We start from the raw sequence: 16,748 nt of genomic DNA, 5'->3' as shown, positions 1-16,748 counted from the left end.
GGTCGTTGAGGAACCCTAGAAAAGGAAAGGGGCGATACGGAGGCTTTGCAGCTTTTCGACTCGTCTTGAAGCGATGTGACGACAATGTGGCCGTTGTCGGAGCCGTCCCCACGCCGTCCGGCGCGGCCGTGCGGCGGCAGGATCCGCCGCAGGCCCTGAGCCGAGTGCCGTACGGGACCTCCATACTGTCCGCATGGAACGCATCGGGGGATACCTCGTCGAGCGCCGGCTCGGCGAGGGCGGCATGGGCACGGTCTATCTCGCACGGACGCGCGGCGGACGGGCCGTCGCGCTGAAGGTGGCCAAGGCCGAACTGGCCGCCGACCCCGTCTTCCGGGAGCGGTTCCGCAGCGAGGTCGAGGCGGCCCGCGCCGTCGGCGGCTTCCACACCGCGCCGGTGGTGGACGCCGACGTCCACGGCGACCCGCTCTGGCTGGCCACCGCCTACATCCCGGGCCCGACCCTCGCGGCCCGGCTCGCCGCCGAGGGCGCCATGGACGAACCGCAGCTGCGGTCCCTGGGCGCCGCCCTCGCCGAGGCGCTGGAGTCCATCCACTCCTGCGGCCTGGTGCACCGGGACCTCAAGCCCGGCAACATCATCATGGCCGCCGACGGACCCCGCGTCCTCGACTTCGGCATCGCCCGGGCCGTGGAGTCCACCCGGCTCACGGCCACCGGCACCGCCTTCGGCACACCCGGCTTCCTCGCTCCCGAACAGGCCCTCGGCCACGACGTCACCGGCGCCGCCGACGTGTTCGCCCTCGGTGCCGTGCTGGTCGCCGCGGCCGGCGGCAGCGCCTGGGGCGAGGGCACGCCGATGGGGCTGATGTACCGCTCGGTGCACGAGCCGCCGGACGTGTCCGCCGTACCGGCCGGGCTGGCGGACCTGGTCTCGGCGTGCCTGGCGAAGGAGCCCGCGGACCGGCCGACGCCCACCGCGCTGCTGGACCGGCTGACGGAACCGGCACCGCAGCCGGCCCGGCCGGCGGCACCGCCGTACCCGCCGACCGTCACCGCGACCCCGCAGGCCTTCGCCGCACCTCCGCAGGTGTTCGCGCCGCCCCCGCAGGCCTTCGCCGCACCCCCGCAGGCGTTCGCGCCGCCCCCGCCGCCCGCGACCCCGCCGCACCTGCCCGCGCAGGCCGCCGCGCCCCCGTACCACCAGCAGCCCGTCCCGGCCGCCGCGCCACCGCACCCGCCCGCGCAGGCCGCCACCCCGGCGCCGCCCGGTTTCGGGCCGCCCGTGCCGTACGGCAGCCCGGAGGCCGTGCTCGCCGACGCGCAGTCCGGCGCGATCGTCAACGCCGACGGAGTGCTCCTCGAAGTGGCCGGTGCCAGTGCGGACTTCGCCTGGGAGGAGATCGCGCACGTCGAACGCCACTGGCGCGGCAACCGCCTCACCCTCACCGTGCGGCTGTGGGACGGCGGCGTGTACTCCTGCGAGCTGAACGCCCGCCGCAGGGCCCGGCTGAACACCTGGCTGGCCCTGCTCGACCCGGTCCTCGCCCGGTACCTGACCCGGTAGCGGAGCCGGTGGCCGCACGGGTCGTCAACCGTCGTCCGGGTCGTACGACTTGGGCCGGCCAGGCTTGAACAGGTCACCTGCTGGGCACGCACCCCCTACCGGCGTCCAGCCGGGCCGGTGTCGGCAGGAGGAGGGCGTCATGGACCGTCGGATCCGGGTACGTGTCAGCCGGCGGCCCGCCGCGCCGCGCGGGCAGGAGATCGACCGCAGGACTCCGTCCGGGCGCATCCTGCCGTACTGACCCGGCGGGCCGCGTCGGCCAGGGCCGTCCGCAGCACCTCCGGCGGGGCCGGGCCGTCGGGCGCGGCGCTCCGTGTGACCGCCGCCGCCACCCGACGCAGCTTGACGTTGGACCGCTGCGACGCCTCCCGCAGGATCTCCCACGCCTGCTCGGGACCGCACCCGTGCGCCGCCATCAGGACACCGCGGGCCTGGTCGATCACCGGACGCGAGTCCATCGCGTGGCGCAGCTGCTCGATCTCCAGGCGCAGCACGTCCAGTTGCTCGGCACGCTCCCGGGCCACCGCGGACGCCGTACGGGCGGGCCGGCCCTCGGGCAGCGCGGCGCCCAGCGGGTCCACGGGGTCGAGACCCACCAACTCCAGCACCCGGCGCGGCTGTCCCCGCCAGCCGGTGGCCCGCACCGGCACGCCGTGCCGGAGACCGTAGGCGGCCAGCGTGTCCAGGACCGCCAGCCCCGCCGTGTCCACGAAGGTCACCCCGGACACGTCCACGTCCACCCGGGCCGCGCCCGCCGGCAGGACCGCCAGCGCGCCGGTCAGGGTGTCCGTACAGCCGTCGACCAGTTCGCCGCGCGCGGTCAGGACGACCCGGTCGCCCTCCGCGCGGCCTTCGACGGCCAGGGTGTCCAGCCGCCCGGTGTGCGCTGCGTCTGCCGCTGAAATCATGTGCTTCGTCCCGCTCTGCCGCTCGTCGTCCGTCCCTCGCCTGCCCCCGGGGCCCGGGCCCACACCCGGGCCGGACGGAGTCAGGCGCATACTGGGGGTTCATGTACCCGTGCGGCTGGGAGACGACGTGAGCGGACCCGAGCCGGCGCGACCCCTGCCGGTCGCCGCCGAGCCGATGCCCGCGACGCCACGGCTCGACGTGCGCCCGCTGGCCGGGCGGACCGGATTCCGGGCGGCGGGCGAGGTGAGCCTGAGGACGCGGGGCATCTGGGAGCGCGCGTTGGAGCGGGCCGTTCGCGAGGACGAGGACGTGTACTACTTGGAGCTTTCCGCGCTGACCTTCGTCGACGTCGCGGGCGTCGGGGCGCTGGCGCACGCCGCCCGCAGCCTCGGCGGGCGACGCCGGCTGGTCCTGGACCGGCCACCGGACGCCGTACCGCGGATACTGGACCTGCTGTGGCCCGGTCTGCCGGGGATCGAGGTGTCGGCGTCATGACCGGGACGGTCGAAACACCGGCGGGTGCGGACCCGTTCGTGCACCCCGCCCTGTTCTACGGCGACACGCGGGAGTACCTGGCCGGCACCGTGCCCTTCGTCCGCGCGGCGCTCGCGGCCGACGAGCCGGTCGCGGTCGCCGTCCCCGGCGAGAACCTGCGGCTGATCCAGGACGAGCTGGGTGCCGACGGCGCCGCCGTCCGCTTCCTCGACATGCGCGAGGCCGGACGCAACCCCGGCCGGATCATCCCCGGTGTGCTGCGCGCCTTCGCCGACGCCCAGCCGCCCGGCCGGCGCGTCCACATCATCGGCGAGCCGGTCTGGGCGGGCCGCAGCCCGGCCGAGTACCCGGCCTGCGCCCAGCACGAGGCACTGATCAACGCGGCGTTCCAGGGCCGCGAGGTCACCATCCTGTGTCCGTACGACACCTCCCGCCTGGACGAGCGTGCGCTCGCCGACGCGCACGCCACCCACCCCGTCGTCATCCCCGCCGGCTCCGCCGCCGAACACGTCAGCGCGGCCTACGACCCCGACGGCGTGGTCGCCCGCTACAACGAGCCGCTGACGGCCGCCCCCGGCGCCGGCCCCGGCGTGCTCGCCGTCGACTTCGACGAGGACTCCCTGTCCGCCGTCCGGCACCTGGCGACCGACCACGGCGCCCGGCTGGGCCTCGCCGGCCTGGCCCTGGAGAACCTGGCGCTGATCACCGCCGAGCTGACCACGAACAGCGTGGTCCACGGCGGGGGCACGGGCGCGATCACGGTGTGGTCCGAGGACGGGTACGTGCTGTGCGAGGTCCGCGACCAGGGCCGCCTCACCGACCCGCTGGCCGGCCGCCGCCCGGCCAGTCGCGACCAGCGCGGCGGACGCGGACTGCTGCTGGTCAACCTGCTGTCCGACCTGGTGCGCACCCACACCGGCCCGCAGGGCACGACGATCCGCTCCTACCTGAGCCGCTGAGGCACCGCGGCACCGCCGCGCCCCCCGCGCCGTCGCCCCGCCGTCACCCCGGCGGCCTCAGGCGGCGAGCGGGTTCAGGACCAGCGGTTCGATCCGGCCCTCCAGCATGGCGCCCAGGCCCTGCGCCGCGCACACGTCGGGCCGCTCGGCGATGTGCACCGGCATCCCCGTGGCCTGCCGCAGCATCTGGTCGAACCCGGGCAGCAGCGCCGAACCGCCGACCATCATGATCCCGCGGTCGGCGAGGTCGGCCACCAGATCGGGCGGGCAGTCGCGCAGCACCTTGCCGATGGCGTCCAGGACGGCCGTCAGCGGGGTCTGGATCGCGTCGCGCACGGCGGCGGTGTCCACCCGCACACTGCGCGCGAGCCCCGTCGCCACGTCCCGGCCGTGGATCTCGGTGGACGCCGGGCCGTGCGGGGTGAGCCCGTTGCCGGACAGGGCCAGCTGCAGCGGCCGTACCGACTGGCTGGGCAGCATCAGCTCGTGCTCGTGCCGCAGGTGCTGCACGATCGCGCGGTCCACCGCCTCGCCGCCCACCGGGATCCGCTCGGCGGTCACGATCGAGCCCAGCGAGAGCACCGCGACCTGGGTCGCCGCCGCCCCGCACACCAGCACCATGGTGGCCTCGGGCCGCTCCACCGGCAGCCCGCACCCCACGGCGGCGGCGATCAGCGTGTCGACCAGCTCCACCCGCCGGGCCCCCAGCCCGGCCAGCGTCTCGATGGTCGCCCGCTGGGCCAGCGGATCGGCGTCGTGCGGGGCGCAGGCCGCCGCGCGCAGCCGGGGCTTGCGGCGCAGCGCCCGGCGCATCTTGTCGCCGAGCAGATGGCGCAGCATCCGCTGGGCCATGTCGATGTCCACCACCGTGCCGCCGGAGATGGGCCGTACGACCCTGATGTAGTCCGGGGTGCGGCCCGTCATCTTCTCCGCGAACTCGCCCACGGCGATGAGCCCGCCGGTACGGGTGTTCACGGCCGCGACCGAGGGCTGGTCCACGACCAGGCCGGCGCCCTTCACATAGACCCGGGTGCGGGCCGCACCCAGGTCGACGGCGAAGTGGCAGCGGCGCAACTGCTCCAGGCTGACGGTCACGGCGGATCCTCCCGAGGGCGTGGGGCCTTGAGGTCCCCGCCTGATCGGCGGGCTCACTGGCATCCTGCGCGGCGCCGGGAGCGGGCGCCCGCTGTGCGCGCCCGGGCGGGGCGCGGCTGAACGGGCGTATTTCGCGCCCGTACCGGAGTGTCGCCGGGTCATCGGGCGCGGGCGGCCTCCACCAGCGGTTCGAGCGAGGAGACGGTGACCTCGCTGCCGCCCTCCCGCAGGCTCCGCCGCCCGGCGGCGCCGGGCGCGTACCCGATGAAGCGCAGGCCCAGCTGCTGGGCGGCGGTGAGTTCGGCGACCGAGGAGCTGATCAGCACCGCGGAACGGGCCGGCGTGCCGCGCGCCCGCAGGGCCCGCAGCAGACAGTCGGGGTGGGGCGTCAGCAGACTGAGGTCGTGGCGGCGGCCGTGGACGCCCGCGAGGGGCAGCCGGTAGGGCTCCAGACAGCGGTGCAGGGCCGCGGTGGACACGTCCGTCACCACGCTGACCCGGCGGCCGGACCGGTGCAGGGCACGCACCAGCGCGAGGGAGCGGTGCGTCGTCGGCGCGTCGGGCACGGCCCGCAACTCCAGCTCGTCCAGCCGCGCCCGCAGCAGGGGGCCGAGCCGGTCGTGGGCGAAGGCGCGCAGCAGGTCCAGCGGATGCGTGAACGCCTCCCGGCCGGACGTGCCCACGACGGGCAGCGGCCGGCCCGCCGCCGCGTCCTGCGGATCGCGGTGATCGGCCACGATCGACAGCAGGTCGAGCACGGCCTCCCGCGCCGTCTGCGCGGGGAACAGCCGGGCGAGGGGGCCGTCGAAGCCGATCAGCACCGTCTCGGCGTCGGCGAGGAGGGCCGACAGCCGCCGCCGCGACGGGACCGGCGGCTCCGCGGCCGGCGCGGGCGCCCACTCGGGGACCAGCTGCACGCTGTACGACACCGTCAGCCCCGGCACCGGCCAGTCGTCCACCGCCGCGTTCACCGCCCGCTGGGCCGCGCCCGCCCGGCGCAGCGGATAGCGCAGGGTGACGGGGGCCGCCGCGCCGCGCAGGTGCTCCAGCAGCAGCCCGGAGACCCCGGTGACCTCGGCGCGGACGAAGGCCACCGGGTCGTCGACCCGCCAGGACAGCTTCACCGCGGCCTGGAACGCGCCCTTGCCGGAACTCGGCAGGGACACCAGGTGACGGGTCTCGTGCGGGGTGAGGTCGACCGAGTAGTACGTCTCGGGGCGGGGCGGCCGCGTGCCGTACGGCTGGATCGGGTCGAGCAGCGTGAGCGGTCCGCCGGGCCGCGTGTGGACGACGGCCGTCCGCCCCGGGGTGGGAACGCCCAGCTCGTGCAGGTCGTGCGCGATGAACGGGCCCTGCACCAGGTCCCGCTCCGCGGGCTCCGCGGCCCCCGCCCCCAGCAGGCAGTACCACGCGGCCGGCGGGCTGTCCGGGGCACTGTCGGCGAACAGCGGGCGGAAACGCGGGGAGCGCCGGGCGGCCGAGCTGGCGGCGAAGTCGTCGTACAGCGCGGGCGGTACGACGACCACGGCGTCCGCGGTTGCCTCCGGCGGCCGGGCCGGCGGCTGCCCGAACGTGACCCCGAGCCGCGGTGGACGGGTCAGCCGGGTCAGCGCGTGCGGGAGTTCGCGCAGCACCGCGACGAGCAGGGGCAGCAGGTAGGCGCCGGGCTCGGTGCGCACCAGGTAGCCGTCCGGGCGGACGTGCACCTCGTACTGGCGGGGGCTGAGGGAGCCGCGCGCGAGGACCTCGTGCACCGCGGCTTCGAGGGTGATGCGGGCTTCCGGGCGGCCGGTGAGGTCCTCGGCGGTGAAGTGGATCTCCGGGTGGGCGACGGGAGCCCCGGCCGTGGCGGGGACCGTGCCGAGGAGGATCGCCCGGAGCGTGTCGCGGAGCGCCTCCAGCTCCGCCCGGGCGACCCGTGCGGCCGGGCCCGGCACACCGGTCAGCGGCTGGCCCCGCCACAGCTCCAGCGCCGTGTGCGCGAGTCGACGGGCTCGTGACGGCTCTCCGGCGTCCCTTGCCTCCGTGGCCTCGGCGGCCAGCCGGCGGAAGCGGAAGACGTCGACGTCGTCGGGGGCGCGCAGGGCGTACCCGGTGTCGTCGGCGGTCAGGACGTCCGGGCCGAGGAGGTGGCGCAGCCGGGTGAGGGACGTGTCCGGGGAGCGGGCGCCGGACCCGGGGCCGTCCGAGAGCCCGGCGGCCAGTTCCTCCCCGGTGGCGGGCCGGCCCTGCCGCAGCAGCAGCATGCACAGGACGGCTCGGTCGTGCGGGTCGCCGACGGGGAGCGGGCGGCCGTCGCGGGTGACCTGGAGCGGGCCGAGGAGGGAGAAGCGCAGGGGGACCTGACGGGAGAGCAGGGCGAGAAGCCGCTCGACGCCGCGCCGCAGGCTCTCCGGGCTGCCGGAGAGCATCGCGGTGACGGCCGCGTCCAGCTCGGCGCCCGGTTCGCCGGCGAGGGCGTCGTGCAGGGTCCGCGCGATCTCTCCGAGCGCCTGCAGGGCCTTCTCACGGCTGCCGTGGTCCAGCGGTGCCGAGTCCAGACAGGTCAGGACCGGCCCGTCGGGCGTGAGGACCACCGAGCGGGTGCCGAACACTCCCAGCGGCGTCCTGGCCGTGTACAGCGCGAGGGCCGCCTCGGCCAGCTTCGGCAGCAGGGCGGCGACTTCGCCGGCGGGCAGGCTGCCCCCGGCCTCCGCCAGGCGCCGGTGCAGCGTCTGACCGTCGACGTACTCCCGCACCAGGTAGGGGACCCCGTCGCCGAAGCCGTGGTCGAGGATCCGCGCGATCCGGGGGTGACGCACCTCGGCCAGCCGCCGGCACAGGTCCGTGAAGGCGGCGGGGGAGCGTTGCGCCGGGTACCGGTGCAGCACGACGAGGGCGTCTCCCTGCTGCGCGTCCCGGGCGAACCAGCCGGTGCCCTCGATCCGCCGCACCGGCAGGTACCGCCCCGCGAACAGACCCCCGGCATCCGCCGTCGACAGCCGCCGCACGCTGTCCTCGCTGACCGTGGCGAACGGGTCGTCCTCCGCGCCCGTTCCCGCGCCGCGGGCCGCCGGGACCGCCGCACGGAACTCGCCCGGCGCCCGGCCCGCCCTGCGGTCGATGAACTCGCCCATGCGCTCCAGGAGTTCGCTGGTGCGGTTGCGGTCCGTGCGGGGCAGGCCGAGCAGGAGCAGCTCCCGTACGCCGTCCCGGAAGGCGTAGGAGCCGGGCGGGCCGCCCGGGACGGCGGTGAGCATGCCGCTCACGATCACCTCGGCCAGGTGCTGCGGGCGCGGATCCGGTTCGACCGCCGCCTGGACCAGCCGCATGACCGGCAGGTCGGGGCGGCCCACCGCGAGATGGCCGGCCAGCCGGAACGCCTCGGGCGAGGCGGTCGCCCGGAACCGCAGCACCAGCTCCTCGGCGGACAGCCGTCCGACGTCCGTCCGGTCCTCGGCGTCCGCAGGCAGCGGACGGACCAGCCCGGCGACCGCGCCGGGGACGCCCGTGCCGCCCTGCGTGGTCAGCAGCGCGGCCCAGTGCGCCAGCCACCCCGGCCCCGGCTCCAGCACCGGGAGCGGAACGACACCGGCGGGCACCTCGGCCACCTGCTCCTCATGTCCTTCGTGCGGCTCGTGGCGCTCGTACGGGGTGAACGTGAGCGTGGCCGTGGGGGCGGCGGGGTGCGGGGCGGACAGGGTGCCGGGAGTGGTGGGCAGGGCGGTGTCCCGCCACAGGCGTTCCGGGAGCGGCTGGACGACGGCCAGGGGCATCCGGCGGGCCCAGCGGTGCAGGGTGGCGTACCACAGGGTGCCCGCGGGGCCCTCCCGCCACTGCGGGCCCATGCAGTCGCTGATCAGGAGCGTGACCGTGCGGCCGTCGGCGGGCTCGTGGGCGTCGGGGCCGTGCACGGTGCCGTCGGCGGCGGCCCGGTACAGGGTGACCGTGCGGAACGCGCCCGACTGGGCCAGCACCGTGTGCAGTTCGCGGATCAGGGGACGCCACACCGGCATGGTGGGGCCGGCGTCGTACACCAGGTTCAGCCGCAGCCAGCGCTCCCGGGCGGGGCGCAGCACCGGCAGCCACCACGTGGGGTCGGCGCCCAGCCGGGCGATGCGGTCGGCGGTGGCCGGCTCGTCCAGCTCGTGACCCACGGGCGCGTCGATACGGCGGGCCAGCGGGCGCAGGGCGCGTTGCAGCGCGAGCCGGTGGCGCAGCATCGGGGGCGCCGGGGCCAGCAGCGCGGTGTGGGACCGGTCCGCCGCCGCGGCGGGGCGGCGGGAGGGCAGGTGCAGGGGGACGCGCGAGGGCGGCCGGGCGGCGCGGCGCGGCTCGGGCGGCGGGGCCGGCTCCGGTGCCGTCTCCCGGGGTGGCGGGGGCAGGGCTGCTTCGGGCGCCGGGGCCGCCTGCCCGGGGGTGCTGTCGTACCCGGTGGCGTCGGGCTCGCCGGCGTCGGGACCCATGTGCCGGGCCAGCCACAGCACTTCGGCCAGTTCCCGGGGGGTCGGGCGCACGCCGTGGGCCGCCTCGGCCAGGACGTCGGCCAGGCGGACCAGGGGATCGGGGGCACCCGAGGGCGCGGCGGGCGCGGCGACCTCGGCGGGTTCAGAAGACATCGGTCTGCGCGGTCTGCCCCAGGTAGGGCATCAGCTGCTCGGCCAGCCGGTCGAGGGACTCGGCGTCCAGGTCGGCGGAGCGGGCCAGGTAGATCGCGTTGAGGAGCTGGTCGGTGGCCAGGTCGCCGACGCCCGACCGGGACAGGAAACGCTCGATCAGGGTGCGCGCGTAGGCGTCCGGTTCGCCCAGGTGGGCGCGGACGATCTCGGCGAGGTGCCGGTCGTCCGGCTGCCGCAGGTGCAGGGTGACGCAGCGGCGCAGGAAGGCGGGCGGGAACTCGCGCTCGCCGTTGCTGGTGAGGACGACGAAGGGGAAGGCGCGGCAGCGGACCCGGCCGCGGGCCACCGGGACCCGCTCGTCGGTGCCGTCGGCCAGCACCTCGGCGACGCCGTCCGGGGTGAGCCGTGCGGCGCGCACCAGTTCGGGAATCTCGTACTGGCCCTCCTCCAGCACGTTCAGCAGGTCGTTGGGCAGGTCGAGGTCGCTCTTGTCGATCTCGTCGATGAGCAGGGCGCGGGGACGTTCGTAGGGCAGCAGGGCGGTGCCGAGCGGGCCGAGGCGCAGATGGTGCTCGATGCCCGACCGGTCGGCGGTGCCCTCCGCGCCCTCCGGCCGGGCGGCGTCCTGGCGGGCCGCGTACAGCCGGGAGAGCGGGTCGTACTGGTAGAGGCCGTCGTGGAGGGTGCTGCGGCTGGTGATGTTCCAGCGCAGCACCGGGCCGAGCCGCAGCTCGCGGGCGACCGCGTACACGAGGGAGGACTTGCCGGTGCCGGGCGGGCCGGTGACCAGCAGCGGACGGCGCAGGTACAGGGCCGCGTTGACCAGCTGGACCGTCTCCTCCGTGGCCTGGTACGTCTCGGCGCGGTGGGTACGGTCGGGCGAGACGGCGGAGGTGTCGGCGGCCGCGTCCGGCGCGGGGAGCACCGGCCCGCCGTCGAAGGCCCGCCAGGGCGGCGGCGGGGGCAGCTTCGCGATGCCGTCGTGCGGCTCGTTCGTACCGGTGTAGACGGGCCACAGGGGCATGGGCTCTTCTTCTCCGTGGGGGTCGTGCGGTCGGTCAGGCGACGGGGGAGTGCAGGCTCGCGGTGGTCTCGGGGAAGCAGCGCGGGTCGTCCCAGAGCAGCTGGAGGTCCCTCGCCCAGTGCAGGTCGGGCTCGTCGGCGGCGTCCGCGGTCATCCGCAACGACAGGATGTGCCGGGGGAGTTCGGCGGGCGGGACGTCGGCGATCGCGGTGGTGAGCTGGTCGAGGAAGACGGTGCCGGGGCAGGGCTCGTCCTCGTGCCCGGGGCAGGGAGAGCCGCTCCGGGGCCACAGCAGGACGGGGACGGGCACGGTGAGCCCGACCTCGAAGTGCTGCCGGGCGACCGTGGGCGGGGCCGCGTAGCCCGCCAGTCCGGCGTCGCCGTCCCACAGCCGTTTGCGCAGGCTCGGGGGGCGCTCCCGGGTGCCGCACTCGACGCGGTGCACCTCGACCGTCCGGCCGGAGTCCAGCCTCTGCCACTTCTTGCGCAGCTGGTGGCGCAGCCGGCCGCTGTGGTGCCGCGCGCGGTCGGTCACCACCAGGGGATAGGCGCAGCCCAGGGGCGTGCTGTCGTCCGCGCCGCACTCCCAGTGCGCCACGGCCTCGTTGAGCCACTCGCGCGGCAGGACGAACGTGACCAGTTCGTCGGCGTCCGGGGCGAGATGCGCGACGGCCTCGTCGATGCGCTGCTGGACGTAGGACCGCACCGCGGTCCGCGGCAGCCGGCGGGCGCCCACCGGCCGGCGCCGGCCGTCGCGGTACGCGGACACCTCCACGGTCACCTGGTCGGGACCGGCGCCGCTGTGGTCGATCTCGACGACCACCGGGGACCAGGCCGGCGGGGCCTCCGCGCCGGACGGCACGGGAGCCGCCGGGGGCCGTAACGCCGGGGTTCCGTCCAGCAGTTCGTGCAGCCGGTCGGCGAACCGGCTCACCGCCTCCGGGTCCGGGACCTCCCACTGCACGTAGGCGGCGGCCGCCCACAGGGAGGGGAAGCCGCCCGCGGGCAGCGCCGGACCGAAGGCGCCCACCGCGTCCACGTACAGCCGGTTCGGATCGCACACCGGCCCGGTGCCGGCCGCGGCCCGGCGCAGCAGGGCGTACAGCCGCCGGCGGGCGTCGTCGCGGTGGCCCGGGGTGGGCACCAGCTCGCCCAGCTCGGGCCAGTACCGGGCCAGCACGTCCAGCGGCAGCATCCGGCCCTTGCGCACGTCCGGGGAGCCCGAGGCCGCCGTGATCATGCCGGCCACCCTGCCGTCCGGCAGCGCCGCCGCGGCACCGCTGAACCCGGCCACGAGCGGCTGCCCGTGCCCGTTCCAGGCCACCAGTTCCAGCCACTCGCCGGCGATCAACTGGGCCGAGACGGCCTGGTATTCGGCGAGCGTGCCCTCGTCGTAGCCCTCGGGGAAGCCGTACGCGACCAGTTTGGGGTACGGCTCGGTGTACGCGGCGTCGGGCGACGCGAAACCGGCCGGGGCGAGCGGGACGTCACGGTCCAGTTCGAGTACGGCGACGTCGCCGGGGTCGGTGACCTCGCCCGCCCAGCCGCCGTGGGCGACGACCGAGGCGGGCAGCTCGCCCAGCTCCCGGGCGTGCGGGAAGCTCACGGTCACCGCCGCCCGGTCGCTCCACCTGACGACATGGGCACAGGTGAGCACCCGGCGGCCGGTGACCAGGAATCCGGCCCCCACCTCGTCGCCACAGGCGATGCGGGCGTGCCAGGCGGCGCTGTGCATCACCGGTCGGCGGGCTCCGGGTCGGGACCGGCCGCCTCCGGCGCGGTCCGGCCGGGCATGGTCTGACCGGGCACCGGCCGGCCGGGCGCGGTCTCACCGGGCGCCGTCCGTCCGGGCGCGGTGTCGCCGGGCGCCGTCTGACCGGGGACGGCCGGCGCCTGCCCGTTCAGCACGGACGCGTCCTGCCCGGATACGGCCCGCCCGTGCGGTCCCTGAGCGGTCTGCTCCGGCTGCTGTCCGGGGGACCAGCTGAGCTTGACGACCAGATGGCCCTCCGCAGAGCCCTTCGCGATGACCGCACCGGCCTCCGCCGAGAGCCGCACCCCGAACTCGATCTCCACCGCGTCGGGCCGCAGACTGCCGTCCCGGAAGACCCGCAGCGCGGCGGCCGCCGCCGCCCGCACGCCGTCCAGCGCGCCCTCGAAGGTGCGCGCGGCCTGCGCCGGTCCGTCGCCACGCGAGACGAGGCGGGCCCCCGATCTGGTGCCGACGCCCTCCACCACGACGAGCGCACCGTCCTCGGTCCTGAACTCGACCAACCCGTCCATCGTGGCGCTCGCTCCCCCGTAGTAACCGACCAGTGACCACCTCCCATGTTACGGACGGTGCTACGCGAGTCACACATCCGAAGGTGCGGTGCGGGACTTCCACCGAGGTTGGCGGAAACCCGCCCTGGCGCTTTTCCGTCGGTATCGGTCAACTCCCGCACAGGCGAAGGCACATCGCACTCGTGCCGGCAACGCACTCGACACGACACGGGAAGAGGCGTGGATGAGCACAGGACCGGTCAGACGCGGCGCGGCCCTGCTGGCGGCGGGGCTGGTGAGCGCCCTGCTCCCGGCCGGCCCGGCGGCCGCGGCGCCCACCTTCGGCCCCGGTCCAGGCCCCGGCAGCGGTGACACCAGCACCGTCACCCTGGTCACCGGCGACCAGGTGACCGTCACCGGCCTCGGGCGCGGCCGGCAGGCCGTCACCGTGCAGCGGCCCCGCGGGGCCACCGGGGCCGTGCGGACCCGGAAGAGCGGCGGCCACCTCACCGTCGTACCGGACGAGGCGCTGCCGTACCTGCGCGCGGGGACCCTGGACCGGCGGCTGTTCGACGTCGGCGGGCTGATCCGGCAGGGGCTCACCGACGCCGGGTCCGGCGCGCTGCCGCTGATCGTGACCTACGACAAGGGCGTACGGGCCGCGACCCCGGCCGGTGCCGAGCGGACCCGCGCGCTGCCCGGTCTGCGCGGGGTCGCCGTGCGGGCCGGCAAGGGCCGTGCGTTCTGGCGGTGGTTCACCCGGACGTCCGGCATCGGCAAGGTGTGGCTCGACGGACGGGTGCGGGCCGACCTGGCGGCGAGCAACGCCCAGATCGGCACGGCGGCGGCCTGGGACGCCGGGCTGACCGGCAAGGGCGTCACGGTCGCCGTCCTGGACACCGGCGCCGACCTCGGCCACCCCGACCTGGCGGACCGGGTGAGCACCAGCCGCAGCTTCGTCGACGGGGAGGAGGTCGCCGACCGCAACGGCCACGGCACCCACGTCACGTCCACCGTGGGCGGCAGCGGCGCCGCCTCCGGCGGCACGGAGAAAGGCGTGGCGCCCGGTGCGGACCTCGCCGTCGGCAAGGTGCTGAGCGACCAGGGCTCGGGCAGCGAGTCCCAGATCATCGCCGGGATGGAGTGGGCGGCCCGGGACGTGCACGCCCAGATCGTCTCCATGAGCCTGGGGTCGACGGAGCCGAGCGACGGCACCGACCCCATGGCGCAGGCGGTGAACACCCTCTCCGCGGAGACCGGCGCGCTGTTCGTCGTCTCCGCCGGCAACACCGGCGCCCCCTCCTCCATCGGCTCGCCCGGCGCCGCCGACGCCGCCCTCACCGTCGGCGCGGTGGACTCCGCCGACCGGGCGGCCCCCTTCGGTTCCACGGGCCCCCGGTACGGCGACAACGCCCTGAAGCCCGACCTGGCCGCCCCCGGCGTCGACATCCTCGCCGCCCGCTCCCGACTCGTGCCCGGCACCGGCTCCTACACCTCCATGAGCGGTACGTCCATGGCCACCCCGCAGGTCGCCGGCGTCGCGGCACTGCTCGCCGAGCAGCACCCCGACTGGACCGGCGCCCGGCTGAAGGACGCGCTGATGTCCACCTCGCGGCAACTGGACGCCTCCGCCTACCGGTTGGGCGCGGGCCGGGTGAGCGTGCCGGACGCGGTGCGCGCGACGGTCACCGCCACCGGCAGCGCCGACCTCGGCTTCCTCGCCTGGCCGTACGAGGCGCACCAGCCGGTCATCCGGACCGTCACCTACAGCAACCGGTCCGACGAGCCGGTGCGGTTGAAGCTCTCGGTGCGGGGCGCCCCGGACGGCGTCGCGACCCTCGCCGACGACACCCTGACCGTCCCCGCCCACGGCACCGCCGCCACCACCGTCACCGGTGACGGCTCGAAGGCGCCGGTGGGCGAGACGAGCGGACGGATCGTGGCCACCGACCAGGCCGGGGACACCGTCGCGCATACCGTGTTCGGGCTGGTCAAGGAGGAGGAGCGGTACACCCTCACCGTCCACGTCAGGGACCGGTCGGGCGCGCCCGCCGCCGCCGACGTCACCGTGCAGCGGCTCGCCGCGGGCACCGACGCCCAGCCCGTCCACGTCGGCGGCTCCGGCACGCTCGCGCTGCGCCTGCGGCCGGGCAGCTACGCCCTCGCCTCCTTCCTCGACGTGCGCGGCGGCCACGGCGCCGACTCCCTCGGCCTCGGCTTCCTCGCCGCGCCCGAGATCACCCTCGACCGGGACCGCGAGGTCACCCTGGACGGCCGGGCGCTGCGGGAGATCAGCGCCCGCGTGGACCGGCGCACCGAGACCCGCCAGCTCCTCATGGAGTACGACCGGAAGGCCGGCGGCGCCGACCTGTTCGGCGCGGTCCAGGTGCCCCTCGTCTACGACAGCGTCTTCGCCGCGCCCACCCCGAAGGTCACGCACGGCACCTTCGAGTACCGGACCGTGTGGCGGCTGGCCCGGCCGCGGCTGGAGGTCAGGGGCGTCGGCGAGGCCACCGTCCAGCCCGGCGGCACCCTCGTCGAGGGCCGCACGCGGCTCCCGCTGGTGGACGTGGGCGACGGACCCGTCACCGGGGTGTCCGGCAAGGCCGTGCTCGCCCGCCTCGCCGACGGCGCCGACCCGGCCGCGCTCGCCCGGGCCGCACAGGACGCGGGTGCCGAGGCCCTGTTCGTGACGGACGACGTGCCCGGCCGGCTGATGGCCTGGTGGGGCACGGACGACAACGCCGACCGGCCGCTGCAGATCGCCACCGTGAACGGCGCGGACGCGGCACGCCTGCGGGCGGCCGGCCGGGTCGACATGACCGGTACCGCCGACTCGCCGTACGTGTACGACCTCGCCGACGGCCACCGGGGCGCCGTCCCGGACCGCGACCTCACCTACGCGCCCGGCGGCCGCGAACTGGCCGCCGTCCACGTCCGGTTCCACGCTCCCCGGCCGCAGGACGGCGGCGAGTTCCGGTACTCGGTCACCGACTCCTTCCCGATCGGACTCGGCTTCCAGGAGCGCGTCGCCCTGCCCGCCGAGCGCACGGACCACGTCTCCACCGGGCCCGGCCAGCTGTGGCACGAGTCCGTCAGCACCGCCGGCGGCGCGCTGGAGGAACGCGGCGGGCTGGTCCGCTACACCGGCGGAACCCGGCCGGTGCTGAACTGGTTCCGCCCGGTGTGGCGCCCCTGGCTGGGCACCGGGCTCGACTGGGGCCAGCAACGCGCCGGGAACCGGATCCGGCTGAACGTGCCCGGCTGGGGCGACTCCGGGCCCGACCACACCGGCTTCGGCGACGTGTGGAGCGAGGACAGCGGCATGAGCCAGACCACGGCCGTCTCCGTGGACGGCACCCCGGTCGACCGGCGGACGGGTCCCGCCGTCGACGTGGAGGACGCGCCCGCCGACGCGCACACGTACCGGGTCGTCACCGACACCGCACTGGACGCCGCCCGGTGGCCGCTCGCCACCCGGGGCCGCACCGAGTGGACCTTCCGCTCGGCGGCCACCCCCGAGGACCACTGGACGTACCTGCCGCTGATCAACCTCGCCTACGACATCGGTACCGACCTCGCCGGCGCGGTGCGCGGCGGCCGGCGGACACCGGTCGGGCTGAGCGCCGCGTACGTGGCCGGGGCGTCCGGGACCGGGACCCTCGGCGGCGGCCGGCTGGAGGTGTCGTACGACGACGGCACGACCTGGCGGACGGTCCCGCTGCGCGCCGGCCGGGGCGCCTCCTGGCGCGGCACGGTGACCGTGCCGCGTGGCGCGTCCTCCGTGTCCCTGCGGGCGTCGGCCCAGGACGACAAGGGGGGTTCGGTGACGCAGGAGATCACGCGGGCGGCAGCCGTCCGGTAGCGCCCTCGGAGGGGGT

10 protein-coding genes are annotated in these 16,748 nt (G+C 76.2%); 4 read left to right on the top strand and 6 right to left on the bottom strand.

Annotation, left to right across the window (positions count from 1 at the left end):
* The first annotated feature begins 193 nt into the window (after window positions 1-193).
* A complete protein-coding gene (locus tag S1361_RS13500; protein WP_208032101.1) occupies window positions 194-1,525 on the top strand; it encodes a serine/threonine-protein kinase in 1,332 nt (443 codons plus the stop codon).
* Window positions 1,526-1,689: 164 nt separating this feature from the next.
* Here S1361_RS13500 and S1361_RS13495 read toward each other — a convergent pair whose 3' ends face one another.
* Window positions 1,690-2,433, bottom strand: a complete 744-nt coding sequence (locus S1361_RS13495; RefSeq protein ID WP_208032100.1) for an ANTAR domain-containing response regulator — start codon at window positions 2,431-2,433, stop codon at window positions 1,690-1,692.
* Window positions 2,434-2,608: 175 nt separating this feature from the next.
* On the opposite strand from S1361_RS13495, the gene S1361_RS13490 reads away from it, so the two are divergent.
* Both S1361_RS13490 and S1361_RS13485 read left to right on the top strand, forming a co-directional pair.
* Window positions 2,609-2,929, top strand: coding sequence for an STAS domain-containing protein (locus S1361_RS13490; RefSeq protein WP_208036581.1), 321 nt, complete (start codon window positions 2,609-2,611; stop codon window positions 2,927-2,929).
* On the top strand, window positions 2,926-3,888 hold the full coding sequence (locus S1361_RS13485; RefSeq protein ID WP_208032099.1) for a sensor histidine kinase: 963 nt from the start codon (window positions 2,926-2,928) through the stop codon (window positions 3,886-3,888). Before S1361_RS13490 ends, S1361_RS13485 begins: the two co-directional genes overlap by 4 nt.
* Window positions 3,889-3,945: 57 nt before the next feature.
* Here the strand turns inward: S1361_RS13485 and mreB are convergent, their stop codons facing one another.
* The 5 genes from mreB to S1361_RS40040 all read right to left on the bottom strand — a co-directional run bounded on the left by mreB (window position 3,946) and on the right by S1361_RS40040 (window position 12,888).
* Complete coding sequence (gene mreB, locus S1361_RS13480; protein ID WP_208032098.1) at window positions 3,946-4,983, bottom strand: rod shape-determining protein; 1,038 nt, start codon at window positions 4,981-4,983, stop codon at window positions 3,946-3,948.
* Window positions 4,984-5,141: 158 nt separating this feature from the next.
* Window positions 5,142-9,581: an SAV_2336 N-terminal domain-related protein gene (locus S1361_RS39195; RefSeq protein ID WP_243769164.1), complete on the bottom strand. Its 4,440-nt coding sequence runs from the start codon at window positions 9,579-9,581 to the stop codon at window positions 5,142-5,144.
* Window positions 9,571-10,605 carry an AAA family ATPase gene (locus tag S1361_RS13460; protein WP_208032097.1) on the bottom strand — a complete coding sequence of 345 codons (1,035 nt, stop codon included), beginning with the start codon at window positions 10,603-10,605 and terminating at the stop codon, window positions 9,571-9,573. The genes S1361_RS39195 and S1361_RS13460 overlap by 11 nt, the downstream gene beginning before the upstream one ends.
* A 34-nt stretch (window positions 10,606-10,639) precedes the next feature.
* A complete protein-coding gene (locus S1361_RS13455; RefSeq protein ID WP_208036580.1) occupies window positions 10,640-12,340 on the bottom strand; it encodes a VMAP-C domain-containing protein in 1,701 nt (566 codons plus the stop codon).
* Window positions 12,340-12,888 (bottom strand): CU044_2847 family protein, encoded by a 549-nt coding sequence (locus S1361_RS40040; RefSeq protein WP_341829314.1) that lies wholly within the window; start codon window positions 12,886-12,888, stop codon window positions 12,340-12,342. The genes S1361_RS13455 and S1361_RS40040 overlap by 1 nt, the downstream gene beginning before the upstream one ends.
* Window positions 12,889-13,111: 223 nt before the next feature.
* On the opposite strand from S1361_RS40040, the gene S1361_RS13445 reads away from it, so the two are divergent.
* Window positions 13,112-16,732 carry a S8 family serine peptidase gene (locus tag S1361_RS13445; RefSeq protein WP_208032096.1) on the top strand — a complete coding sequence of 1,207 codons (3,621 nt, stop codon included), beginning with the start codon at window positions 13,112-13,114 and terminating at the stop codon, window positions 16,730-16,732.
* Window positions 16,733-16,748 lie beyond the last annotated feature (16 nt).

The sequence above is a fragment of the Streptomyces cyanogenus genome (assembly GCF_017526105.1).
Classification (GTDB): domain Bacteria; phylum Actinomycetota; class Actinomycetes; order Streptomycetales; family Streptomycetaceae; genus Streptomyces; species Streptomyces cyanogenus.
The sequence above is the reverse complement of the archived record's forward strand: the minus strand, read 5'-3'. Positions and strand labels throughout refer to the sequence as shown.

Excerpts from the sequence above, each read along its gene's own strand:
- S1361_RS39195 (WP_243769164.1), bottom strand. The coding sequence starts at position 9,581 with ATGTCTTCTGAACCCGCCGAGGTCGCCGCGCCCGCCGCGCCCTCGGGT.
- S1361_RS13495 (WP_208032100.1), bottom strand. The coding sequence starts at position 2,433 with ATGATTTCAGCGGCAGACGCAGCGCACACCGGGCGGCTGGACACCCTG.
- S1361_RS13445 (WP_208032096.1), top strand. The coding sequence starts at position 13,112 with ATGAGCACAGGACCGGTCAGACGCGGCGCGGCCCTGCTGGCGGCGGGG.
- S1361_RS13485 (WP_208032099.1), top strand. The coding sequence starts at position 2,926 with ATGACCGGGACGGTCGAAACACCGGCGGGTGCGGACCCGTTCGTGCAC.
- S1361_RS40040 (WP_341829314.1), bottom strand. The coding sequence starts at position 12,888 with ATGGACGGGTTGGTCGAGTTCAGGACCGAGGACGGTGCGCTCGTCGTG.
- S1361_RS13490 (WP_208036581.1), top strand. The coding sequence starts at position 2,609 with ATGCCCGCGACGCCACGGCTCGACGTGCGCCCGCTGGCCGGGCGGACC.
- S1361_RS13460 (WP_208032097.1), bottom strand. The coding sequence starts at position 10,605 with ATGCCCCTGTGGCCCGTCTACACCGGTACGAACGAGCCGCACGACGGC.
- S1361_RS13455 (WP_208036580.1), bottom strand. The coding sequence starts at position 12,340 with ATGCACAGCGCCGCCTGGCACGCCCGCATCGCCTGTGGCGACGAGGTG.
- S1361_RS13500 (WP_208032101.1), top strand. The coding sequence starts at position 194 with ATGGAACGCATCGGGGGATACCTCGTCGAGCGCCGGCTCGGCGAGGGC.